The 22,799-nt window shown below is 63.1% G+C and carries 24 protein-coding genes and 1 tRNA gene; 13 read left to right on the top strand and 12 right to left on the bottom strand.

Features of this window, described 5'->3' with window-relative positions:
• From BHQ40_RS14945 to phhA, 4 genes are all read right to left on the bottom strand, one after another.
• Positions 1 to 414 (bottom strand): peptidoglycan-binding domain-containing protein (locus BHQ40_RS14945; RefSeq protein WP_171905865.1); only part of this gene is annotated, 414 nt, incomplete at its 3' end.
• A gap of 35 nt (positions 415 to 449) precedes the next feature.
• Positions 450 to 1,016 (bottom strand): hypothetical protein, encoded by a 567-nt coding sequence (locus BHQ40_RS14940; RefSeq protein ID WP_253183373.1) that lies wholly within the window; start codon positions 1,014 to 1,016, stop codon positions 450 to 452.
• Complete coding sequence (locus tag BHQ40_RS14935) at positions 1,013 to 3,364, bottom strand: patatin-like protein (protein ID WP_070156656.1); 2,352 nt, start codon at positions 3,362 to 3,364, stop codon at positions 1,013 to 1,015. Before BHQ40_RS14935 ends, BHQ40_RS14940 begins: the two co-directional genes overlap by 4 nt.
• Before the next feature lie 78 nt (positions 3,365 to 3,442).
• Positions 3,443 to 4,303 carry a phenylalanine 4-monooxygenase gene (gene phhA, locus BHQ40_RS14930; protein ID WP_070156655.1) on the bottom strand — a complete coding sequence of 287 codons (861 nt, stop codon included), beginning with the start codon at positions 4,301 to 4,303 and terminating at the stop codon, positions 3,443 to 3,445.
• Between the two features lie 220 nt (positions 4,304 to 4,523).
• Here phhA and BHQ40_RS14925 point away from each other — a divergent pair, with 220 nt between their 5' ends.
• The gene (locus BHQ40_RS14925) at positions 4,524 to 5,054 is read left to right on the top strand and encodes a cytochrome b (RefSeq protein ID WP_070156658.1); all 531 of its coding nucleotides are present in this window, start codon (positions 4,524 to 4,526) and stop codon (positions 5,052 to 5,054) included.
• A 156-nt stretch (positions 5,055 to 5,210) separates the two neighbouring features.
• Here BHQ40_RS14925 and BHQ40_RS14920 read toward each other — a convergent pair whose 3' ends face one another.
• Genes BHQ40_RS14920 through BHQ40_RS14910 form a run of 3 tightly spaced genes read right to left on the bottom strand, consistent with a single transcriptional unit; the run spans position 5,211 to position 6,730 of the window.
• The gene (locus BHQ40_RS14920; protein WP_070156654.1) at positions 5,211 to 5,594 is read right to left on the bottom strand and encodes a type II toxin-antitoxin system death-on-curing family toxin; all 384 of its coding nucleotides are present in this window, start codon (positions 5,592 to 5,594) and stop codon (positions 5,211 to 5,213) included.
• A gap of 8 nt (positions 5,595 to 5,602) precedes the next feature.
• Positions 5,603 to 5,830, bottom strand: coding sequence for an AbrB/MazE/SpoVT family DNA-binding domain-containing protein (locus BHQ40_RS14915; RefSeq protein ID WP_070156653.1), 228 nt, complete (start codon positions 5,828 to 5,830; stop codon positions 5,603 to 5,605).
• Positions 5,831 to 5,869: 39 nt separating this feature from the next.
• Positions 5,870 to 6,730: a transporter gene (locus tag BHQ40_RS14910; protein WP_083276950.1), complete on the bottom strand. Its 861-nt coding sequence runs from the start codon at positions 6,728 to 6,730 to the stop codon at positions 5,870 to 5,872.
• A gap of 241 nt (positions 6,731 to 6,971) precedes the next feature.
• Between BHQ40_RS14910 and rpsM the strand changes: the two genes are divergently transcribed.
• The 9 genes from rpsM to BHQ40_RS14865 all read left to right on the top strand — a co-directional run bounded on the left by rpsM (position 6,972) and on the right by BHQ40_RS14865 (position 17,193).
• A complete protein-coding gene (gene rpsM, locus BHQ40_RS14905) occupies positions 6,972 to 7,340 on the top strand; it encodes a 30S ribosomal protein S13 (protein ID WP_070156651.1) in 369 nt (122 codons plus the stop codon).
• Between the two features lie 64 nt (positions 7,341 to 7,404).
• A complete protein-coding gene (gene rpsK / locus BHQ40_RS14900; RefSeq protein ID WP_070156650.1) occupies positions 7,405 to 7,794 on the top strand; it encodes a 30S ribosomal protein S11 in 390 nt (129 codons plus the stop codon).
• 111 nt (positions 7,795 to 7,905) lie between these two features.
• A complete protein-coding gene (locus tag BHQ40_RS14895) occupies positions 7,906 to 8,970 on the top strand; it encodes a DNA-directed RNA polymerase subunit alpha (protein WP_070156649.1) in 1,065 nt (354 codons plus the stop codon).
• A gap of 171 nt (positions 8,971 to 9,141) precedes the next feature.
• The gene (gene rplQ / locus BHQ40_RS14890; RefSeq protein ID WP_070156648.1) at positions 9,142 to 9,567 is read left to right on the top strand and encodes a 50S ribosomal protein L17; all 426 of its coding nucleotides are present in this window, start codon (positions 9,142 to 9,144) and stop codon (positions 9,565 to 9,567) included.
• A gap of 195 nt (positions 9,568 to 9,762) precedes the next feature.
• Complete coding sequence (locus BHQ40_RS14885; protein WP_070156647.1) at positions 9,763 to 11,973, top strand: prolyl oligopeptidase family serine peptidase; 2,211 nt, start codon at positions 9,763 to 9,765, stop codon at positions 11,971 to 11,973.
• Between the two features lie 46 nt (positions 11,974 to 12,019).
• Entirely contained in the window at positions 12,020 to 12,691 is a 672-nt protein-coding gene (locus BHQ40_RS14880) for a hypothetical protein (RefSeq protein ID WP_253183372.1), read from the top strand.
• 96 nt (positions 12,692 to 12,787) lie between these two features.
• Complete coding sequence (locus BHQ40_RS14875; RefSeq protein WP_070156645.1) at positions 12,788 to 14,041, top strand: TCR/Tet family MFS transporter; 1,254 nt, start codon at positions 12,788 to 12,790, stop codon at positions 14,039 to 14,041.
• Positions 14,042 to 14,083: 42 nt separating this feature from the next.
• Positions 14,084 to 15,643, top strand: a complete 1,560-nt coding sequence (gene guaA, locus BHQ40_RS14870; RefSeq protein ID WP_070156644.1) for a glutamine-hydrolyzing GMP synthase — start codon at positions 14,084 to 14,086, stop codon at positions 15,641 to 15,643.
• A 293-nt stretch (positions 15,644 to 15,936) separates the two neighbouring features.
• Entirely contained in the window at positions 15,937 to 17,193 is a 1,257-nt protein-coding gene (locus BHQ40_RS14865) for a tyrosine-type recombinase/integrase (protein ID WP_070156643.1), read from the top strand.
• On the opposite strand, the gene BHQ40_RS25195 is transcribed toward BHQ40_RS14865, so the two are convergent.
• On the bottom strand, positions 17,159 to 17,443 hold the full coding sequence (locus BHQ40_RS25195) for a helix-turn-helix transcriptional regulator (RefSeq protein ID WP_083276949.1): 285 nt from the start codon (positions 17,441 to 17,443) through the stop codon (positions 17,159 to 17,161). The genes BHQ40_RS14865 and BHQ40_RS25195 overlap by 35 nt on opposite strands.
• Before the next feature lie 379 nt (positions 17,444 to 17,822).
• On the opposite strand from BHQ40_RS25195, the gene BHQ40_RS14860 reads away from it, so the two are divergent.
• Positions 17,823 to 17,907, top strand: a tRNA-Leu gene (locus BHQ40_RS14860).
• Between the two features lie 244 nt (positions 17,908 to 18,151).
• On the opposite strand, the gene BHQ40_RS14855 is transcribed toward BHQ40_RS14860, so the two are convergent.
• Positions 18,152 to 18,517 carry a winged helix-turn-helix transcriptional regulator gene (locus BHQ40_RS14855; RefSeq protein ID WP_070156642.1) on the bottom strand — a complete coding sequence of 122 codons (366 nt, stop codon included), beginning with the start codon at positions 18,515 to 18,517 and terminating at the stop codon, positions 18,152 to 18,154.
• A 131-nt stretch (positions 18,518 to 18,648) separates the two neighbouring features.
• Between BHQ40_RS14855 and BHQ40_RS14850 the strand changes: the two genes are divergently transcribed.
• Entirely contained in the window at positions 18,649 to 19,404 is a 756-nt protein-coding gene (locus tag BHQ40_RS14850) for an SDR family oxidoreductase (protein WP_070156641.1), read from the top strand.
• A gap of 216 nt (positions 19,405 to 19,620) precedes the next feature.
• Here the strand turns inward: BHQ40_RS14850 and BHQ40_RS14845 are convergent, their stop codons facing one another.
• Positions 19,621 to 19,983 carry an aldo/keto reductase gene (locus BHQ40_RS14845; protein WP_070156640.1) on the bottom strand — a complete coding sequence of 121 codons (363 nt, stop codon included), beginning with the start codon at positions 19,981 to 19,983 and terminating at the stop codon, positions 19,621 to 19,623.
• Between the two features lie 65 nt (positions 19,984 to 20,048).
• Here BHQ40_RS14845 and BHQ40_RS14835 point away from each other — a divergent pair.
• Positions 20,049 to 21,220, top strand: a protein-coding gene (locus tag BHQ40_RS14835; protein WP_139139315.1) for an IS3 family transposase whose coding sequence is annotated in 2 segments (ribosomal slippage) — positions 20,049 to 20,313 and positions 20,313 to 21,220 — 1,173 coding nt in all. Because the reading frame shifts where the segments join, the coding sequence is not laid out codon by codon here.
• A 58-nt stretch (positions 21,221 to 21,278) separates the two neighbouring features.
• Here BHQ40_RS14835 and BHQ40_RS14830 read toward each other — a convergent pair.
• Both BHQ40_RS14830 and BHQ40_RS14825 read right to left on the bottom strand, forming a co-directional pair.
• Entirely contained in the window at positions 21,279 to 21,947 is a 669-nt protein-coding gene (locus BHQ40_RS14830; RefSeq protein ID WP_070156637.1) for an aldo/keto reductase, read from the bottom strand.
• A 152-nt stretch (positions 21,948 to 22,099) separates the two neighbouring features.
• Positions 22,100 to 22,696, bottom strand: coding sequence for a TetR/AcrR family transcriptional regulator (locus BHQ40_RS14825; RefSeq protein WP_070156636.1), 597 nt, complete (start codon positions 22,694 to 22,696; stop codon positions 22,100 to 22,102).
• Between the last annotated feature and the right edge of the window lie 103 nt (positions 22,697 to 22,799).

Raw genomic sequence — 22,799 nt, 5'->3', positions numbered from 1 at the left:
CGCGTCGCGCAGGGCGGCCACGAAGCGTTTCGCCTTGTCGCGGAAAGCGGGGGCGAGGTCGGACAGGGCGGCGCTGTTGGCGTATTTGCCCTGATTGGCCTTCCACCAGTCAGCGCCGCTGAGCTTGGTGGCGGGCCTGGGCGGGGGCTGCTGCGTGGCGGCTGCGGCGGCGCTCTGCAGCTTCAGGAAGGTGCGGCCGCCGGGGTCCATGCGCCCGTCAGGCGCGGTGAGGCCGGTAAAGCGGAACTGGAACGCCTTGATCGCGGCGATCGTCCCCTTGCCGCACAGCCCGTCCGCATCGAGCGGCGCGAGGCCCAAAAGTCCGATGACCGCGTTGAGCAGCGTCTGCACCTGTGCGACGTCCGCCCTATCATTGTCGCCGCCGTCGCCGACCGACCTTGTTATTCCCGGCAAATCTTCCTCCCCCTTCAGCCTCTCTGCTGGCCTGTCTATTCCGCGCCGCCCTCTATCCTGTCCTCATAATGGGCGAGGGCGGCGATCACGTCCGGGTTTCCGGCGTAACGGCCGCGCAGGGCGGCGAGCCGGGCGTCGGTGCCTGTGCAGAGCTGGCGCAGATTTTCCTCAAGAAATGCCGCCCGGTCGGCGTCATAGGCTTCTTCGCCCCGGAAATGGTCGCAACCGTCCCGGTCGATCATGAAGGCGGTGACGGCGGGCGGGAAGGGCTTGGGATCGGCGGCGCCTTCCCCCGGCGGCAGGTCTTGCGGCAGGGTGGTCGTGACGGGCGGGGGCAGAAAGGCGTCGGGCTGCGTTTTCAGGGGCGGCAGCGGCTCCTCCAACGCGACTTCGGCGGGCGTCACCTTCGGCAGAGGGGGCGGGGCAGGGCTGTCCTCCGCAGGTTCGGCGGCGGATGGTCCGGCCGCGGACAGGGCATGCGGCGAGGGCGCAGACCCGCGCTCCGTCTCCGCGGGCTTTTCCGCCGGGGACGGTGTGCAGGCAGGCAGCAGCAGGGCACAGGACAATGCGGGCAGGACCGCCCCCCACAGGCGGATGCTCACCCGATTTCCCTTCGCAGGCTCGCAATCAAGTCCGACGTCAGGCTCAGCCTCTCCTCCTCCTCATCCAGGATCGCGTTAAAGGCGCGTTTCCTATATCCGGCGATTGTTTCGGGGGAAAGCTGCGCTCCGGCAGGCAGAGCCGAAATCACGATATCCATCAGCCTCTCCGCACCATGCAGGCGGCCCCAGAGATAGTCATTTTCCCGATAGGCCCTGCTAAAGAATGCGCCGAAATTATTGAATTCTATGCCTTTCAAGGTCGTGTCAGCGCCGCCGGGGCGAATGGCGGAGCAATCTTCGGGCGAAATGCGGTCGACCTTCACCGGATCATATTCGTCCAGCGCCTCCCCCTGAAGCAAGGGCAGGGTGGCGATGTCGTAGAAGGGGAAGCCCAGATAGGCGAGGAGCATCAGCCGCCGCTCGTCCTTCGGCAGACCCCAGAGCGCCTCTGACAGCATGATGTCGGTCCGCTCATCCTTGGTGCGCAGGTCGCGGGCGTCGGCCAGCACGGTCATCGCGCGGGCGGGATCGTCCAGGGCTGCGCGCGCGGCGTAGGTGACGTCCGGGCCGTAATAGTCGCTCGCCTCGCACTCCAGATAGAGGGCAAGGCCGTCATAGATGGCGTCGTGCAGGGCGGTGACGGCATCGCTTTCCGCCGCGCTTTCAATCTCCAGCGTGTCGGTGAGGCGGCGGGCGAGGAAGCGCAGGCGGCGGACGCGGAAGCCCAGGTCATGCGCGCGGAAGAACAGGATCAGGTTGGACTTCACGCCGCCGCCGGCATCCTCGCGGATCTGGTCGATCCCTTCCTCGCGGATATGCGCCCAGATGGCCTGGCGATAGTGCTCGCGCATCATCCCGCTGCCGTCCCCGCCCAGGCGGAACAGCCGGTCGGCGATATCCTCGACAATGCCCGACAGCTTGAGATGGCCATAAGCGGGATAGGCGAAACCGGCGGCCTGCGCGGCGCGGCCCTGCGCCTTGGCGCGCCAGCCGGACAGGCGGGCGGGGGTGGGGCGGTTGAGAAACAGGCTGCGGCCGACGGCGGCCTCGACATCCTGCTCAATCTGTTCGCGCAGCGCATCGGTGATGCGGCGCATGCGCCTGATCCGGCGGGACCGGCTTTCAATCGCCTCCAGATTGTCGCGGATCGGCTGTTCGCGCGGGATGTCGCTCAGCGAACCGAAGATGGTGCGGAAGAAGCCGGGGGGCGGGGGATGCTCGCCCTCTTTCAGAGGCTCCTGTTCGCCGGAGCGGGTCAGGCGGATGCTGCGGTGCCGGGGCTTGGGATCGATATAGACGAAGCGGCGATCCACCTCCCGCCGGGAGGGGCGGCTGCGCAGCGCGCCGATGGCGGGGGCGAAGGGGGCGTTGGCGAGCACTGACCCGTCGATCAGGATCGCATCCTCCGCCGTGCCCAGGACCGTATGCCGGGGCAGGGCGCGGGCGAGGAAGTCCGCGCGGCCGGGCCAGGCGCGTTCCTTGTCCGCCAGCACCTTGTCCAGTTCCCGCACGGTGAAGGGCGGGAAGGCGCCGGGGAAGCTGGCGGTGGCGCGGGCGGCGAACACCAGTTCGGCGGGGTCCGCGAGGCGGCGATTGCCCTCATTGCCGCGCGCGCGGAAGCCGATGGTCAGGCGATGCTCCGTCTCTATCACATGGGCGGGGCTGTTGAGGGTCAGGCTTTCGGGATAGCCCTCAAAATCCGTGACGGTGACGAACAGGTCGAGCGGATGGCCGGGCGGCAGCAGCGGCAGCAGCGGCAGGTCGCAGGGCGTTTCCGCCATCGCGTCGAACGCCTCCAGCAGCATGGCGGTGAAGCCCGCCCCGCCAAAGGGCGGCTCGAACCAGCGGGAGCGGATGAAATTGGAGAGCTTCTGCCGCACTTCCTCCCGCGTGTCGGGGGCGACCGTGCGCTCCACCGTGTCGCCGGGGCGGCGCGCGGCCATCCAGACGAGGGGGGCGGCCCAGAATTTGGTGAGCCGCGCGCCCGGCCGGGCGTCCGGGTCCAGAAGCCGGTCGACATCGGCATTTTTCAGCCAGAGGTCAGTCAGCGGTTCGAGCGACTGGCCGGTCTCTATCGCCTGCGCCAGAAAGATGCCGTTGATGCCGCCCGCGCTTGCCCCGGCGATGATATCGGGCAGGATGCGGAGCCGGGTGCCGGTCTCCTGCTCGACATCCTCCAGTATCTGGCGATAGACCGCGCCGCTGCCGTCCGGCGCGGGCAGACCGTCATGATAGGCGCGGCTGGCGCGGGCGAGGCGCCAGATTTCCTTGGTGATGCCGTGCATGTAGATGGCGAGGCTGACCCCGCCATAGCAGACCAGCGCCAGCCTCAGTTCCTTCTCCCTCATGCGAAAGAGATGGCAAATGCTTAAGGGCCTGTCATCCAAATATCACGGGCAAATATCACGGGCCGTGCGGCTGGCCGGCTATTCCGCCGCCTTCGCGAGAGCATAAGCCTGCGTGCCATGGGTAATCACCCGGTCATCGGAGATCAGGGCGTCCGGTTCCAGATCATCGCTATCCTCCAGCTCGGCATAAAGCGGGGCGAAATCCGTCTCCATCGTCTGGCGCAGCAGATCGTCGAAACTGTCGATGACGAAATAGCTCTGCTGATAATCGTCGATCCGGTATTTCGTCCGCATCAGGCGCTTCAGGTCAAAGCCGATCCGGTTGGGCGACGGATCATCCAGCGCGAATTTGGACTCGCCGAAGGACGACACGATCCCCGCGCCATAGAGGCGCAGGCCGCCATCCTCGCGGATCAGGCCGAACTCCACCGTGTACCAGTAAAGCCGGGCCAGCTTGTGCAGCGCGCCGAAGCCCAGGCTGCGCAGACCGCCCTGGCCATAAGCCTGCATATAATCAGCAAAGACCGGATGGGCGAGCAGGGGAACATGGCCGAATACATCATGGAAGATGTCCGGCTCCTCCAGATAATCGATCTGCTCCGGCGTGCGGATGAAGCGCCCGGCGACGAAACGGCGATTGGCGAGATGATCGAAAAATACGGCGTCCGGGACAAGGCCGGGGGCGGCGACGACCTGCCAGCCGGTCCGCTGCATCAGCCGGTCATTCAACTCCTCAAAATTCGGGATGCCCGGCCGGGTCATGCGCAGCACGTCCAGGCCATCCAGGAAGGCCGGCGTCACGCGGCCCGGCAGCATTGCGGACTGGCGCGCAAACAGCCTGTCCCACATCGCATGTTCAGCAGGCGTGTAGCTGTCCCATGCCTGAGGCACGGTCCAGTCGGCGGCGGCGCCGGGAGGCGGGGGAGAGTCAGCAGCCATCCCTGCCTATATGGGCAATATAGTTTCGTTTGTCACTATCTGCGCGGTGGGAAAAGCACCCAATATGTCGCGCATCTTGCCCGATATGACCGGGTGTGAACCGACCGAAAGTATCTTTGACGGATGGCCCGTTTTCCCGGAGGTAATGGAGCATAAGATCGTCCCGGCCGTTCGACAGGGGGAGGGCCGGAAAAAGGCCGGAAACAGGAATGAGGCGCGCATGATTGAAGATCACACCGTCCGTTACAGCCAGGTGGCGCGCTGGCTTCACTGGACGATAGCCCTGCTGGTGATCTTCAACATAGTGGGCGGGATATTCCACGACGCGCTGGGCAAGGCTTTCCCGGTCATGCCGCTGCACAAGGCGGCGGGGATCACCATCCTGTTCCTGACATTGGCGCGGATCGCCTGGCGCTTGTCGCATCCCGCGCCGCCCCTGCCATCGGCCATGCCCGCCTGGGAAAAGCTGGCGGCCAACGCCACGCATTTCGCCTTCTACGCCCTGCTACTGATCGTGCCGCTGACGGGATGGGTCATGACATCCGCCGGAGACCGCCCGCTGACATGGTTCTGGCTGTTCGACATCCCCAAGTTCGCCGTGACGAAGGGGGAGGCCGTCGTCGACATATCGCGCGGCGGACATGGAGTGCTGGGATTGCTGTTCGGCCTGCTGGCGCTGCTGCATATCGGCGCGGCGCTCCGCCATCATTTCGTGCTGAAGGATGGAGTGCTGCGCCGGATGACCGGTTAGGGCTGGTCAAAATTCAGCGCATATGGGCCTGCAAAGCGCGATTTTCTGCGCTCCGGTGCTCACGTACCTTAAGTACGCTGCGCTTCGGTGCTCAAAAATCCCACTTTTCGGCTCCATCTGCACTGAATTTTGACCAGCCCGGCGTTCGTCTTGTTCCTATGCCAGCTGCTCGCGGAACCAGAGGGCGAGTTCATCCTCCGGCAGATCTCCGGATGCGAGGGCGAGAAACTGCACGACAAGCTCTGCGTCCGTCGCGTCGAGCCATTGGCCGTTCAGATTAAGGAATGTTTCGCTGACGACCAGAGCCGTCCGCTTGTTGCCGTCAACAAAAGGGTGATTTCGCGCGATGCCATAGGCATAGCTGGCCGCAAGCGCAGCCGCATCAGGCTCGACATAGGCGGCAAGGTTGACCGGACGCGACATGGCGCTTTCCAGGAGAGCCATGTCGCGCACGCCATCGCCCCCGCCATGTTCGGCGAGTTGCGCACGATGTGCGGCGATGGCCACTTCAAGCGCCACCCAAATCCATTCCTGGGCCATGGGTCAGCTTATTTTGCGAGTTCGCGCAGCGCGCGCCGCCGGCGATCCATGACCGCTTGCGCCGCAGCCATTTGCGCTTCGAAATCGCCATCGCTCGCGCGCAACTCCACGCCGCCGGGCGTATCGGATACGCTCAGTTCATCGCCCAACTGGACCTGCAGGCGCGACAGCACCTCTTTCGGGAGAATGACGCCGGTCGAATTGCCGATCTTGATGAGTTTCAGCGGCTTGTTCATACAAATGTTATAACAGACACTGGGGCCGCGCGCAATCGGTCAGAAGCGGCGGGTTATGCCTGCATATATTTCCGCGTCCGGGCTGTCATGGTTGAGGCCGGCGACGCCGCCAATGTCGAACTGTATATTGTCGCCCGGCTGCCAGCCGAAGGAGAGGCTGGCCAGGGCCTCAGTCATATGGCCGGAGGGATCATCGTCGCGGGTGGCCTGAAATTCCAGCGCTCCAGTCAGGCTGTCCGTAAGATCGACGCCAAGGCCCGCGACGCTGCCATAGGCGAGATGGCGGCCGTTGCGATCCTCATCCACGGCGGCATCGGCTTGTGGCGTCAGGCTAAGGGTGATGCGGTCGCTCAGGCTGAAGCTGAGAGGGATGAGCAATCCGAAAGCCGTGTCCCCCGCTCCGATGGCCTGACCGCCCGTGGGCAGAGTGACATAGGGCATGACGGCCGCGGAAAAGCGCGACCCGTCGGGATTGCGCAGGTTCTGGCGAACGGCGAGCGTCAGGTCGCCAGTGCCGGAGCGATGCGTGAGGGCGCCGGTTTCGCGGTCACGCTCCCGGACATGGCCGAAGGCGGTCCATCCGGCCTGCACCTCCATATCATCCGTGACGCCGAGCCGCAGAAGGAGATCCCCGGCGGTCAGGGTGCTGGTTCGCGTGTCAGCGTCCTTCTCATGCGTCCAGTCGCCAAGGCCGGTTTCCACCACCAGATGTCCCTTGTCCACCGTGCATGGCGGGGTGTCGAGGCCGGGGCGGTCGGCGCAGAGATTGCGCAGCGGCTGGTCATGGGAGGTTTGGGCGCTGGCCGGAACCGTGCAGGCGAAGAGCGCGCAGAAGCAGAGGGCGGCGTAGAGGACCGCGCAGAGGGCCACAGGGCTGGCGTGACATGCTATACGCTGCATTGGCTGGTCCCCCATCCGTCCGCCGCTTGCCTGATGCGGGGCGGGGGTTGAAACACGTTGAGAAGCGGGTGGTTCCCCGCCGCCCGCTTGACACCCCACGCCCGACTCAGTAAGGGCAACCCATCCCGACACGCTTGGTACCGGCAGCGCAGCGCGCTGGCCGTCTTTTTTGCGTCCGGGGTCATGGAAGCTTTGAGATGGGGCAACGCCACACGCCCCGTGGAGCAGGAGACTAGACTACATGGCACGTATCGCGGGCGTTAACCTGCCCACAAACAAGCGCGTTATCATTGCGCTCACCTACATTCACGGTATCGGCCGCAAGACCGCCGTGGACATCGCGACCAAGCTGGGCATCGACCAGAGCCGCCGCATCCAGGACCTTTCTGACGCCGAAGTGCTTCAAATTCGTGAAGCGATCGACGCCGACCTGACGGTTGAGGGCGACCTGCGCCGCGAGACGGCGATGAACATCAAGCGTTTGATGGACCTCGCCTGCTATCGTGGCCTGCGCCATCGCAAGGGCCTTCCGGTTCGTGGCCAGCGCACGCACACCAATGCGCGCACCCGCAAGGGCAAGGCCAAGCCGATCGCTGGTAAGAAGAAGTAAGCCGCGCGGCCCCGTCCGGGGTCTGGACGCAGCTTTCCTCAAGGTTTCGAGTAGGATTTAGCAAATGGCACGTGAACCTCAGCGCATCAAACGGCGCGAGCGCAAAAACATCTCCAGCGGCGTCGCGCATGTGAACGCCAGCTTCAACAACACGATGGTCACCATCACCGACGCCCAGGGCAACGCGATCTCCTGGTCCTCCGCCGGCATGATGGGCTTCAAGGGTTCGCGCAAGTCGACCCCCTATGCCGCGCAGGTCTGCGCCGAGGATGCGGGCCGCAAGGCGGCCGAGCATGGCGTCCGCACCCTGGAGGTTGAGGTCAAGGGTCCGGGTTCGGGCCGTGAATCGGCCCTGCGCGCCCTGCAGGCGGTTGGCTTCACCATCACCTCGATCCGTGACGTGACGCCGATCCCGCACAATGGCGTGCGTCCTTCCAAACGCCGTCGCGTTTAACAGTTCCAGCCGTTACCGGGGGCGGCGGACGCGCCACCCTCCACATTTTGCACCGGCCGGAGCTTCCAAGGACCACCAGAGCGGTTCCGGCCACATTCCCAGGGGAATTACATGACTGTCAACATGAAGAACTGGCAGGAATTGAAGAAGCCGAACGCCCTTGAGATCAAGGTCAGCGGCGAAGGCAAGCGGAAGGCGACGTTCGTTGCCGAGCCGCTGGAGCGCGGTTTCGGCCTGACGCTCGGCAACGCGCTGCGCCGCGTACTTCTGTCGTCGCTGCAGGGCGCGGCAGTGACCTCGATCAAGATCGAGAACGTGCTGCACGAATTCTCCTCGCTTGCCGGCGTGCGCGAGGATGTGACCGACATCGTCCTCAACGTGAAGCAGATCGCGCTGCGCATGGAAGGCGAAGGCCCCAAGCGCCTGCAACTGGCCGCCACCGGCCCGGCGGAAGTCAAGGCCGGCGATATCGCCGTGTCCGGCGACATCGAGGTGATGAACCCGAACCTGGTCATCTGCCATCTGGACGAGGGCGCGACCCTCAACATGGAACTGACCGCTGACGTCGGTAAGGGCTATGTCCCCGCCGTCGCCAACCGTCCGGCGGATGCGCCCATCGGCCTGATCCCGATCGACGCGCTCTATTCGCCGGTCCGTCAGGTCGCCTACAAGGTCGATAACACCCGCGTCGGCCAGGAACTGGACTATGACAAGCTGTCGCTGACCGTCGAGACCGACGGCACCGTGACCCCGGAAGACGCCGTGGCCTATGCCGCGCGCATCCTTCAGGACCAGTTGCAGCTTTTCGTCCATTTCGAGGATGCGCTGCCCGCGGCTGCGCCTTCGATCGGCGGCGGCGCCGTTTCGTCGGCTTCCGAAGGCGAGAGCGACACGAACACCATCAACCGCTACCTTCTCAAGAAGGTGGACGAGCTGGAACTGTCCGTCCGTTCGGCCAACTGCCTCAAGAACGACAACATCATCTATATCGGCGATCTGGTTCAAAAGACCGAAGCCGAGATGCTGCGCACCCCGAATTTCGGCCGCAAGTCGCTGAACGAGATCAAGGAAGTGCTGTCGTCGATGGGCCTGCGCCTTGGCATGGACATCCCCGGCTGGCCGCCCGAGAATATCGAGGAAATGGCCAAGAAGCTGGAGCAGGAACTGCTCGGTTAAGAAACAACCGTCATCCCAGCGAAGGCTGGGATCTTGGGCCTCTAGGTCGTATCTGGCGGCATGAGACCCCAGCCTTCGCTGGGGTGACGAAACAGGGGGATGGCGGTCCCCTGATAAACCGCCTGGTCTGGGATACCTGATACGGTCCCTTAACGAACGAAGGAAAAAGACATGCGTCACAAGGTTGGTCATCGCAAGCTGCAGCGCAGCGCCGGGCATCGCACCGCGCTTCTCCGCAACCTCGCGGCTTCGCTCATCAAGCATGAGCAGATTCTCACCACCACGCCGAAGGCGAAGGAACTGCGTCCCTACGTCGAGAAGCTGATCACGCTGGCGAAGAAGGGTGGCCTGTCCAACCGTCGCCTGGCGAACAGCCGCCTGATGGACGATGCGCAGCTCACCAAGCTGTTCGACGTTCTGGCCGAGCGCTACAAGGGCCGCAACGGCGGTTACACCCGCGTCATCAAGGCCGGTTTCCGCGCTTCGGACGCCGCGCCGATCGCGATCATCGAACTGGTCGATCGCGACGTTTCGGCCAAGGGTCAGGATTCCGGTCCGGTCCAGAACGCCGACGAGGACGAGCTGGAAGCCGCATAATCCGCTTGGCTGGCCCGGTAAGGGCTGGAAATGCTTCACAAACAGGCCGCCGGTCCGTAGATCGGCGGCCTGTTTTGGTCTAGACGCCGTCCGATTTCGATAGGATCAAAGTGGCGGTTTAGTCCTTTGTCGCGCCGTGATTTCCGGGCCATGAAATGTTCCATTTCATCCGAAATCGCTCAGGAGAGGATATCGATGCAGTTGCCCGCCAGGCTGATCGCCGCGCTTCTGGCGATGTCCGTGCTGATCCATGGCGGCGCATATGCAGAACCGGCGGCGATGGGCGGAGCGGCCGGACTGACGGCTGGCGCGTCCGCGAAGCCGCTCATCCGCTATCCCGCCACGCGCGCCCTTGACTTGGTGGAAGACCATTTCGGCGTGAAGGTCCGCGATCCCTATCGCTGGCTTGAGCAGGATGTGCGGCGGGACAAGGCGGTCGAGGATTGGGTGGCGGCCGAAAACCGGGTGACGCGCGCCTATCTCGACAAGCTGCCCGGCCGAGACCTGTTGCGAAAAAGAATGGCCAAGCTGTTCGATTATGGCCGTTTTTCTACGCCGCGCAAAGCCGCCGGGCTATATTTCTACACCTATAATAGCGGCCTGCAGAATCAGTCGCCGCTCTATGTGCGGCAGGGGCTGCATGGCGAGCAACGGCTGCTGCTCGACCCCAATGCGCTGGCGGATGACGGGACGACGGCGCTGGCGGAGTGGGAGCCTGCGCCCAATGGCCGTCTGCTGCTCTACGCAACGCAGGATGCCGGGACGGACTGGCGCACGCTGCACATGCTGGACGTCGCCACGGGCCGGACATTCCACGAAAATATCCCCTGGGTGAAATTCTCCAGCCTTAGCTGGGATGCGCGCAGCGAGGGCTTCTTCTATTCGCGGTTCGAAGCGCCCGCGCCGGGGGAAGCGTTCCAGTCCGCCAGCCGGGGGCAGAAGGTCTGGTATCATCGGGTCGGCACGCCGGCGGCGCAGGACCGGATGGTCTATGAAACGCCCGACAGGCCGGAGCTTAATCACCGTGCGCGGGTGACGGATGACGGGCAATGGCTGGTCATCACATCGTCGCGTGGAACGGAGGCGCGGCAGGAGATCACCCTGATCGCGCTGAACGGTTTCCTGGCCGGAGGACCGGTAAAGACCCGGCCGCTGGTGCGGGGCCTGCAGAATGAATGGCGTTTCGTCGGCAGCCGCGGCGACACCATGTGGTTCGTCACCAATCTGGATGCGCCCAACAGCCGCCTGGTGACGCTGGACGCCAGGCGAAGCCGCCGCAGACCCGCAGAAATCGTGGCGCAGCGCGCGCAAACCCTGTCGGGCGCATCGATGATTGGCAGCCGCATCGTCATCGCCTATCTGGCCGATACGCGGACCTATGCCGAACTGGTGGAGATGGATGGCCGGCGCGTGGGCGACGTGCCGCTGCCCGGCATTGGGACGGCGGCGGGATTTGCGGGCAAGGGCGGAGACCCGGAGACTTTCTTCAGCTTCTCCGGCTTCACCATGCCCTCGACCGTCTATCGCTATGACACCGGGACGGGGACCATCGAGATTTTCGCCCAGCCGCGGCTTGCCTTCGATCCCGAAGCGTTTGTGACGGTGCAGCTCACCTATCCGTCGAAGGACGGCACGATGATCCCGATGACCATCATCCGGCGCAGGGACATAGCGATCAGCGGCCGCACCGCGCCGACCCTGCTTTACGGCTATGGCGGGTTCAATATTTCCCTCAATCCCGGCTTTTCTGCCACGCGCCTTGCCTGGCTGGAGCAGGGCGGGGCTGTCGCCATCGCCAATCTGCGCGGAGGCGGGGAGTTCGGCCAGTCCTGGCACGATGCCGGGCGGTTGCAGAACAAGCAGAATGTCTTTGACGACTTCATCGCCGCTGGCGAATATCTGAAGGCGAACGGCTATACGGGCAAGGATCAGTTGGCGGTCGAGGGGCGGTCCAATGGCGGATTGCTGGTCGGCGCGGTCGTCAATCAGCGCCCCGACCTGTTCGCAGCCGCGCTGCCCAGCGTCGGCGTGATGGACATGCTGCGGTTCGACAAATTCACCGTCGGCCGCTTCTGGATCGACGATTATGGCGATCCGGGCAAGGCGGAGGACTTCCCGCTCCTCTACAGTTACTCGCCCTATCACAACATCCTGCCGGGCAAGGATTATCCGGCGATACTGGTGACGACGGGGGACACGGACGATCGTGTCGTGCCCGCCCACAGCTTCAAATATGCCGCGGCCCTGCAGGCGGCGGACATCGGGCCGAAGCCGCATCTGATCCGCGTGGAGACGCGCACCGGCCACGGATCGGGAAAGCCCGTCGACAAGGTGATCGACGAATATTCCGATATATACGCCTTCGCCGCCTATTGGACCGGCCTCAAAATATCCGATCCCGACTGACCGGCAGCCCGATTTGTTCAGACATGCGACAGCCGGGGGCGTATAGATGCTGTCCGGTACAGCAGAGGATATGGCCATGCGGCTCGGACGGATTGCAGTGAGTTCCCTGGTTGGCGCAGCGCTGATCGCTGGCAGCATCACTCCCGCCATGGCGCGCGACGGGCGCTGGGACCGTGGATATGGGCGCGGCTGGGGCGATTACGGTCACGGGCATCATCGCGGCAACGGCTTCGGCTTCGGCGATGCGGTCGGCATCGCCGCCCTGCTGGGCGCGGCCGTGATCGTCGCCAATTCGATGAAGAAGGATCGCGATTCGCGGGATCGCTCCTATGAGGGCGACAATGGCGGCCCGGTCACGGCCGACGGCGGCAGCAGCACCGGCGTTGGCGGCGCCTATGCCGGAAACGCAGCCGATCGCGATGCCGGGGATTATTCGGATGACTATGCCGGCAAGGGCGACATCGCCAGCGAGGAAGCGGCGGTTGACGCCTGCGCCGTCGCGGCGCGCGACAAGGCGTCGTCGGGCGGGACCTATGCGGAGGTCAAGGACATCGGCAATCCGCAGGCGACCGGCAATGGCGGATGGAATATCGACGGCAGCGTCGAGCAGCGTTCCGGCTATCGCAACAGCGGCGGCAAGCTGCGCAACTTCACCTGCACGGTGAAGAATGGCCGGGTGGCCGAGGTCTATCTGGCGCGCGACCCGGCGACTATCTGAGGCGCGCCCGCCACTCTGATCAGCTTGCATCGCGCCGCTTCGGGCGGTAGGCGCCGGACGGCACGATAACTGCCCGCGGGGCGTCCGGAGTTTGCCATGCCCCTGGTGGGCCACACCCATCGCAAGGCGGCGGTCGCCTTCATCCTGGTGACAGCGCTCCTCGACATCATGTCGATGGGCATCGTCATTCCCGTGCTTGCCCCGCTGATCGAACAGCTTGCCGCTTCGCCCCATTATGCCGGGGTGTGGAACGGCGTGTTCGTGTCCCTCTGGGCCGCGATGCAGTTTCTGTGCTCGCCCATTATCGGGTCGCTTTCCGACCGGTTCGGGCGGCGGCCGGTCGTCCTTCTTTCGGTTGCCGGGCTGGCCGCGGACTTCCTGCTGATGGCCGTCGCGCCAAGCATGTGGTGGCTGGCGGTCGGCCGGATATTGGGGGGGATCACCTCCTCCAGCTTCACCACGGCCTTTGCCTATATGGCCGACATCACCGCGCCGGAGGATCGCGCGCGGGGCTATGGCCTGATTGGCGCGGCGTTCAGCGCCGGTTTCGTCGCCGGGCCGCTGATCGGCGGCGCGCTGGGCGAGATATCGCTGTGCGCGCCATTCTGGGCGGCGTCGGGCCTGTGCGGCATCGCCTTCCTCTACGGATATTTCGTGCTGCCGGAATCGCTGGCGCCGGAAAAGCGCATGGCTTTCTCCTGGAAACGCGCCAACCCGTTCGGCGCGATGCGCCTGCTACAGTCGCACCCGGAATTGGCGGGCCTGGCGACCGTGAATTTCCTGCTTTATTTCGCCCATCATGTCTTTTCCGCCGTGTTCGTTCTTTACGCGGGCGAACGCTATGGCTGGAGCGCGTGGCAGGTCGGCGCGCTGCTGGCGATGACCGGCGGTCTCGACATGATCGTGCAGGGGATGCTGGTCGGCCCCGTGGTGAAGCGGCTGGGCGACCGGCGGACGATGATCATCGGCCTGTGTTTCGGCGCGATCGGCCTTGCCTGCATGGGGCTGGCCCCGACCGACTGGCTGTTCGTGGCGGCGATGTTCCCCAATGCGTTGTGGGGCCTCGCCATGCCGACCATACAGGCGCTGATGACCCGCCGCGTGTCGGAATCCGAACAGGGCCAGCTTCAGGGCGCGAACAACAGCGTGGGCAGCATAGCGGGCGTCATCTCCCCTCTGTTCTTCGGCACCATCTATTCGCTGTCGGCCGGGTCCGGCGCGCCATTGCCCTTCCTCGGCAGCGCGTTCCTGATCGCGGCGCTGGTGCTGGCCCTGGCCGCTTTCATCGGCCAGAGGGGAACGGCCAGGGATGAAGGCGGTTCGCTGGACTTTGCCGCCCCGCCGCATTAACCGCGCCGCATTCCCCACCGGCGCGCGAGAAAAGGCGATTCGATGACTCTCCCCGTCCAGGACTCCATCCTGATAGTCGATTTCGGCAGCCAGGTGACCCAGCTCATCGCGCGCAGGGTGCGCGAGGCGGGCGTCTACAGCGAGATCGCTCCGTTCAACAGCGCCGCCGAAGCGTTCGAACGGATGAACCCGAAGGGCATCATCCTGTCCGGCGGGCCATCCTCCGTCATGTGGGAGGACAGCCCGCGTGCGCCGCAGCCTTTCTTCGACGCGGGCATTCCGATCCTGGGCATCTGCTATGGCCAGCAGACGATGATGCAGCAGATGGGCGGCAACGTGGAAGGCGGCGAGAGCGGCGAGTTCGGCCGCGCCTTCATCGAAGTGAAGAAAAGCTGCAGCCTGTTCGACGGTCTGTGGAAGGCAGGCGAGCGGCATCAGGTGTGGATGAGCCATGGCGACAAGGTGACGCGCCTTGCCGAAGGGTTTGAGGTGGTCGCGACCAGCGAGGGCGCGCCCTACGCCATTGTCGCGAATGAGGCGAAGCGCTTCTACGCCATGCAGTTCCACCCGGAGGTGGCGCACACGCCCGACGGCGGCAAGCTGATCGCCAATTTCGCGCGTCATGTCTGCGGTCTGGCCGGCGATTGGACGATGGCCGAGTTCCGCGCGACCAAGATCGCCGAAATCCGCGCACAGGTGGGTGACGGCAAGGTGATCTGCGGCCTGTCCGGCGGCGTCGACAGCGCCGTGGCCGCCGTGCTGATCCATGAAGCGATCGGCGACCAGTTGACCTGCGTGTTCGTCGACCATGGCCTGATGCGGGCGGGGGAGGCGGAGCAGGTCGTTTCGCTGTTCCGCAACGCCTATAATATCCCGCTTGTCCATGTGAATGCGGAGACGCTGTTCCTCAGCGGGCTGGCGGGCGTCACCGACCCCGAGGCCAAGCGCAAGTTCATCGGCAAAACCTTCATCGACGTGTTCGAGGATGAGGCGAAGAAGATCGGCGGCGCCGGGTTCCTGGCGCAAGGCACGCTCTATCCTGACGTGATCGAGAGCGTCAGCTTTACCGGCGGCCCTTCGGTGACGATCAAGAGCCATCACAATGTCGGCGGCCTGCCTGAGCGGATGAACATGAAGCTGGTCGAGCCGCTGCGCGAACTGTTCAAGGATGAGGTGCGGGCGCTGGGCCGTGAGCTGGGGCTTCCCGACATCTTCGTCGGGCGGCATCCCTTTCCGGGGCCGGGCCTTGCGATCCGCATTCCGGGCGAGGTCACCAAGGAGCGGTGCGACATATTGCGCAAGGCGGATGCTGTCTATCTGGAGGAAATCCGCAATGCGGGCCTCTATGACGCGATCTGGCAGGCTTTCGCCGTGCTGCTGCCGGTGCGGACCGTGGGCGTGATGGGCGATTACCGCACCTATGACAGCGTGTGCGCGCTGCGGGCGGTGACGTCCACGGACGGCATGACGGCCGACATATACCCCTTCGACGCGGCATTCCTGAGCCGCGTGGCGACCCGGATCATCAATGAGGTGAAGGGCATCAACCGGGTGGTCTACGACTATACGTCAAAACCGCCCGGCACGATCGAGTGGGAATGATTTTTGCCTGTCCGGGCATATCCGAAACCACGCTAAAGTACGATCTAACCCACTGATAAAAATAAACATTCCTGCCGGCATCTATCGATGCCTATCGGTGGGGAGAGATCGCGGCCGTCGGCCCCGTTGACGGGCCTTGGCCATATTGATCGCGACGAAATTTGAAAGTACCGTCAAGGGAGATGAGGCTCCTGACGGTACTTTTTTGACGCTAAGCTGCTGACAATACGCAGACTTTTCCGACGAGAGCCCCCCAAAACCGCGCGACGGTACTTTTTTGGAGGCGGCATGGCATGTTGACGGATGCAGCGATCAAAGCGCTGAAACCCAAAGAGAAAATGTACAAGGTGACGGACCGCGACGGCATGTATGTGCGCGTCGCGCCATCTGGTGCGGTGTCGTTCAGGTTGGACTACCGGCTTAATGGTCGACGTGAGACAGTCTATCTGGGCAAATACGGGCGAGATGGAATATCGCTAGCGCGAGCGAGGGAGCTTTGCCTGGACGCGAGGCGAGCTATCAGCGAGGGCAGGTCGCCAGCCATTGAAAAGCAGCGGGAAAAGCGCCGCATCAAGGAGGCGAAGAGCTTCGGCGAGTTCGGCGAAAAATGGTTGGTGAACGCGCCGATGGCCGACAGCACCCGAGCAATGCGTCGTTCCATCTTCGAACGAGAGCTATTGCCGGTTTGGCGCAACCGCCTTCTCACCGAAATCACGCCGGACGATCTTCGCGCGCAATGCGGAAAGATTGTCGATCGCGGCGCGCCAGCTACCGCGATCCATGTCCGGGATATCCTGAAGCAGATCTACGGCTTCGCGATCTTGTACGGCGAGAAGGTGGCCAATCCGGCCGATGACGTCGGACCATCATCGATCGCGACGTTCGCGCCGAAGGACCGCGCACTGTCGCCTGCGGAAATTCGAGTGATGTTGAAAGAGCTGGAAAAGGTCGCGACGTTGCCGACGATCCGGCTCGGAATGCGACTCTTCTTACTGACGATGGTGCGCAAGAGCGAACTGCAGGACGCGGTGTGGGATGAGGTCGATTTTGAGAACGCCGTTTGGACGATTCCCAAGGAGCGAATGAAGCGGTCGAAGGCGCACAACGTCTATCTCTGCCGCCAGACTCTCGACATTATGATTGCGCTCAAGACCTGTGCCGGCAACTCCCGGTATCTGCTACCTTCGCGCTACGACGCCGACGCTCCAATGTCTCGAGCGACGTTCAATCGGGTCACTTATTCGGTTGTGGAGCAGGCCAAAGAAGATGGGCTGCCGCTCGAACCATTCACGGTACACGACCTGCGGCGAACCGGATCGACCCTACTGAATGAGTTGGGTTTCAATCGCGACTGGATCGAAAAGTGCTTGGCGCACGAGGACGGGCGATCGTCTCGCGGCGTCTACAACAAGGCGGAATACGAGGTGCAGCGCCGGCATATGATGCAGGAATGGGCGGATACCGTGGACGCTTGGGTGGAAGGTCGCAGGCATACCCCCACGCTAATGCCTGCAACTATACCTTTGATGGAGCTTGATCCCGCTCTCTGACCGGACGGGATTTGCGCTTAGTGACGTCGGGGTGCTGCGCACGACGGATCGGGGCGGTCCGTCGTGCGATCAACCAAGCCTCGACCTCGGCCAGATCCCACACGATGCAACGTGGCGAGAGCGCGAACCGTCGTGGGAATTCGCCACGTTGCTCCATTTCATAGATAGTGCTGTCGGCCATCGGCACCATTTCACGCAACTGCTGCCGCCGGATTGTTCTTCGGATTTGCGTAGCTTCAAGCTTTGCCATCTCAATCTCCTACGTTGCCGGAGCGATTGAGACCGATAGATGTTGATACTGGAAGCCTTCTCGAGATGCTGTGCGGTATTTTCGGGCAATGGCGTACACATCGGCGGGTTTCCCTGACCGGTAGGTGCAGCATAGGAGCGAACAGGCGCTGTTGAACGCGCTCGAAAAGGGGTTGGCTCGCCACAAGAAGGAAGCATTCAGTAAACGCGCCTCCCTTCAAAAAGTGGTTTGTCTACCAATCCACAGAAAAACACGACGAGTTGGAAACGTCTTGTTTTGAGCGGGTTACGGGTGAAGGCAAAGTGGCTGTTGAAGTTCGGTTTTCGCTCTAGGTGCAGTATAGGCGCAGAGAGCGTCGGCTAGAATCGGCGGCAAATGTGCGGGTGTGGTGAAACTGGTAGACGCGCCGGATTCAAAATCCGGTTCCGAAAGGAGTGTCGGTTCGATTCCGACCACCCGCACCAATTCTCCTGATAATGATTGAGACGACCCGGAACGGCGGAGTCGTCCTACCATCAGGATGGAGCAGACCCCATTCCGCGCGTTTCCTTTCGGCTTAGCTGTCGGATAATCGAAGCCGACGCATCTTGACCGACATCGCCTTCCCCCAGATACCGCGCCGAGGTTTCGCGTGGTGCTCTGGTCGCGCCGAGGGCCGCGCTAGGCCCAGGCCGGGATGCCCGTATCGGTTGGCCGCTGAGGACTGACTCAGCTGGCCATCGCGGGTTCGACCTGCATGGGCTGGCCGGAGATGCGTTCGATATTCTTGGCGCCCCAGTCGCATAGCGGCTGTGTTGCCTCGCCGAGCTCGATGCCCAGCGCGGTCAAGCTATACTCCACGCGCGGCGGCACTTCCTTGAAGTCCTTGCGGCCAATGATGCCGTCGAGTTCCAGTTCCTTGAGTTCCTGGATCAGCATCTTTTCGCTGATACCCGTTACCGCCCGCCTCAGTTCGCCGAAGCGTTTGGTGCCTTGGTGCGAGAGCACCCACAGTATGAGGAACTTCCATCTGCCGCCGGTCACCGCGAGTGCGGCCTCAAGGCCGCAACTGTACGTCTTTTTCCGTTTGCGCATCGTATGTCTCCTCACGAACCAAAAAGTTCGTGTCGCCACGGCCACATACCAAAAGGTATGTACTATATAGCGGTCGCTATATCACCTAAATCGGATGGGAGACAACGGGAAACAAGCGAAAGGTTCAGTCCATGTCCGGCAAACTTGAAAACAAGGTCGCGGTCATCACCGGGGGTTCGAGCGGCATCGGCCTTGCCATAGCCAAAGAATTCGTCGCGGAAGGCGCATATGTCTTCATCACCGGCCGTCGCGAAAGCGAGCTCGACAACGCCGGCAAGGAGATCGGGCGAAACGTGACACCGGTTCAGGGTGATGTCGCCAGCTTCGAAGACCTCGACAGGCTCTACGATGTCGTGCGCCGTGAAAAGGGCCGCGTCGACGTGGTCGTCGCCAATGCCGCCGTTGGGGGGCTGGCGCCTGAGGGCGCGGCCGCGTCGCCGGAACATTTCGACAGGGTCTTCAACGTCAACACCCGCGGCGTGTTTTTCACCGTGCAAAAGGCGCTTCCGCTCCTGAGCGATGGAGCGTCCATCGTGCTGACCGCTTCGAACGCGCATTACAAGGGTATCCCCGGCTTCGCGCCTTATTCCGCTTCGAAGGCAGCGGTCCGCTCATTCGCGCGGACGTGGGCGGCCGAACTCAAGGATCGTGGCATCAGAGTCAATACGCTGAGCCCAGGCCCGATCGATACGCCGATCATGGGCACGTCAGGCCTCACCCCGGAACAGGTCGATGCCTTCATGGGGCAGATCATCGCGGTTGTACCGCTGGGCCGCATCGGTCGTCCCGAAGAAATGGCCAAGGCGGCCCTGTTCCTGGCGTCGAGCGACTCCAGCTTCGTCACCGGCATCGATCTTGTCGCAGATGGCGGCATGACTCAGATCTGAGTCTCCCGCTCGGACAACATGGTTGTCGAACACAGGCCCCCGGGGACACCCGGGGGCTTTCCCTTGGACGGTCCCCAGGCGGAGGCAGATCGGAAATCGCCCGGCGAGCATTTGGTGTGCCGCCGCATCGAAGCAGGGATTTGCTGGTCGCAGCGCCAATAGCTAAGGTCGACGTGGCTAACCCGGCCGTCATAGATCCTGTCGCCGCGTCCGTGTTCAGGCCGTTGGAGAGAGGGGGAGTGCAGCATCTTGATGGACGAGATTCTGCTGCCTGAGGTCCTCCCAAAGCTCGGTTGGAATCTTGGCCTGCATCGAATTGTAGTTTTCCGTTATCTGCGCCTCGCTGCCAGCACCGACGACAAGGGCAACCGCTTCGGAACCCGCAGCCGAGAACTGGAGCGCGGCAGTTCGCAAATCTACGCCGTGGAGCGCGGCAGTGGCTTTGAGGCGATCGCGTTTCTCGATGGCCTCCGGCGGGATCTTGTAGTTCTCAGGACCATAGTTGTAGCGGGGGCTTCCGGAAATGAAGCCCGCGTTAAGCGACGAGCCGATCACCAGCGAGACGTTCTTCTCGCGCACTGAGGTGGTGCCGGTTTTCTGGACAGGGTGTTAAGCTACACCCGACCTGAATGACTGGTACGGGAATGAAGACGACGAGAAAGCGCTACAGCGCGGAGTTCAAGGCCAAGGTGGCGCTGGAAGCGATCCGGGGCGACTTGACGCTGGCGGAGCTGGCAGCCAAGCACGGCGTGCACCACACGATGATCGCATCGTGGAAGCGGCAAGCCATCGACGGGATGGCCGGCACGTTCTCCGGATCTGGCGATGTGGCCAAGGCCGTCAGCGAGAGCGAGGTGGAAAAGCTGCACGCCAAGGTCGGGCAACTGGTCGTGGAGCGGGATTTTTTAGCGAAAGCCTTCGGTCGATGAGCGTGGACCGGAGGCGGGCGATGGTCGAACCTGCTCACCACCGCCTGTCGATCTCGGCGCAGTGTCGCCTGCTGCGGATCAGTCGTTCGTCCTATTACTACGCGCCGGTGCCGGAAACGGACGAGACGCTTGCACTGATGACGGTGATCGACACGACGTTCCTGGACTGCCCATGGTACGGCAGCCGCCAGATGGCCCGGCATCTGTGCCGTGCAGGCCATGAAGTCGGTCGCCGCCGTACACGACGACTGATGGCGAAGATGGGGCTGACGCCGATCTACCAGCGGCCGCGCACGAGCGATCCGCACCCGCAGCATCGGGTCTATCCGTATCTGCTGCGCAAGCTGGTAATCGAGCGGCCCAATCATGTCTGGTGCGCCGATGTGACATACATCCCGATGCGGCGCGGCTTCCTCTATCTGGTGGCGATCATGGACTGGGCGACGCGCAAGGTGCTGGCCTGGCGGTTGTCGAACACGATGGATGCCGGGTTCTGCGTCGCGGCGCTGGAGGAGGCGCTGGCCCGGTTCGGCAAGCCGGAAATCTTCAACACCGATCAGGGCAGCCAGTTTACTTCGCTAGCCTTCACCAGCGTGCTGCGCGAGGCCGAGGTCCGCATCAGCATGGATGGTCGAGGGCGGTGGATGGACAACGTCTTCATCGAGCGCCTCTGGCGCTCCCTGAAGTACGAATGCGTCTACCTCCATGCCTTCGAGACCGGCTCGGAGCTGAAGGCTGGCCTTGGCCGGTGGATCACCTATTACAATACCCAGCGTCCGCACTCGGGCCTTGCCGGAGAAACCCCGGTCGAGGCCTATCGGCGGATCGGGCAATCAGATCATGGGGGGCATGCCCCCCATGATCTGATGATCAAACAGGCGGCATGAATGACAACCGGGATTAGCTTAACTCAGCCGCCAAACTGTCCAAGAAGGCGAGACCACCTCACCCCGCCGGGACGACCTGCTCGATGGCATTGGCATGATCGATGAGCGAATATTGGCGGGCGCATAGGCACACATCCGGATCGGCGTCCTCGATAACCTTCAGAATGGCGAAAGGCGTATTCACGCCGACGCCCCACGCGCGGATGATGCCCTCCTCGCGCATTTTCGTCAGCTCAGGAAAGGCACCTTTGCGTGCGATTTCGTATGACTCTTCCCAGCCGTTCGGGTGGTAGGGGAAATCGGGCGAGAGATCGTGGACATATGCGATATCGAGATGGGAGACGCCCAGGCGCTGCAGGCTGTCTTCGATGGAGCGGCGCACGCCATCGGCCGTGTAGTCCATAATCAGATCGTTCGGTGAATCCGACATGGGGAAGACGTCGGCATGCCTGTTGTCTTTTGATGCCTTGAAGAGCTTTCCCACCTTGGAAGACAGCACATAGTCGGCACGGTTTTTGTTGTGCAGAAAATGGCCGAAGCGCCGTTCGGCAAGCCCGAAGCCGTACCAGGGCGCCACGTCATAATACCGAACGCCGAGCGCCCACGCCGCTTCGAGCGTTGCTTCAGCCTCCTTGTCGGTATGCTTGTTGAACTCGTTGCCGAGCGGAACGCCGCCGAGGCCGAATTTGAATTGGGGCTGGAATATCTGCTCTGCGCGATTGGGCATCTGGTCGATTCCTCTCAGGTTGATGATGGCGTGGGCTCTCGACGACAAAGAGCGGTTCGCGTTGTCATCGGTCGTTCGAACGCTATGCTGTCTGTTCGAGCGCCTGCGCGGCGCTGACGTCCGCGTGGGATCGCGGTCATGACCGCCGCTAATCAGGCGCCCTCAAGTTCTTTCGCGAGCAGCTCGCCGGAAAATCGGGCCACGGCTGCCAACCTCTCTGGGTCCATGCCGGCATATGCCGCGGCCGAGAAGCCGCGCAACGTGGTCGTGACAAAGTCCGTCAGCCTGTCAGCATCATTGGGGGATCGGACGGAGATTGCAGAGCGGAGCGCGTCAATCATGTGCTGGCCGATCCTCAGCGCGGCTGCCCGGGCTTCAGGGTCTGCAGCCCGCGCACCTTCGGTGACCAGGCAACCGGGACAGGACGTGTCGCGGCTGTACTGTTGGGCAGCCACAGAAAAGAGTTGCGCAATGGCCTCCGCGAGAGACCTGTCCTCGGTGAAGATGTCCGATAGCGGCAGCGCCTCTTCAGCGACATAGCGCTGGAGCGTGCGTTCGAAGAGGCCGAGCTTGCTTCCATAGGCGGCGTAGAGGCTTGGTGGATTGATATTGAGGGCCTCGGTCAGTGCGGCAACGCCAACGCCGTCGAACCCATGCCTGTGAAACAAGGCCTGGGCTTTTGCCACGCCTTCTTCGCGGTTGAACTCCCGTCGTGGGCGGCGCTGTCGATTTTGCTCCTGCACGGACATTCCTCCTGTCTCTCACGATAATAGCGTTCACTACAAAAAATTCCAGTAGAGCCTTGCTATGAGATTGTAGTGATCGCTATTATTGCGTGATCGAAGCAAGGAG

The sequence above is a fragment of the Sphingobium phenoxybenzoativorans genome (assembly GCF_001757355.1).
Classification (GTDB): Bacteria; Pseudomonadota; Alphaproteobacteria; order Sphingomonadales; family Sphingomonadaceae; genus Sphingobium; species Sphingobium phenoxybenzoativorans.
This window is presented reverse-complemented; position numbering and strand designations above follow the sequence as displayed.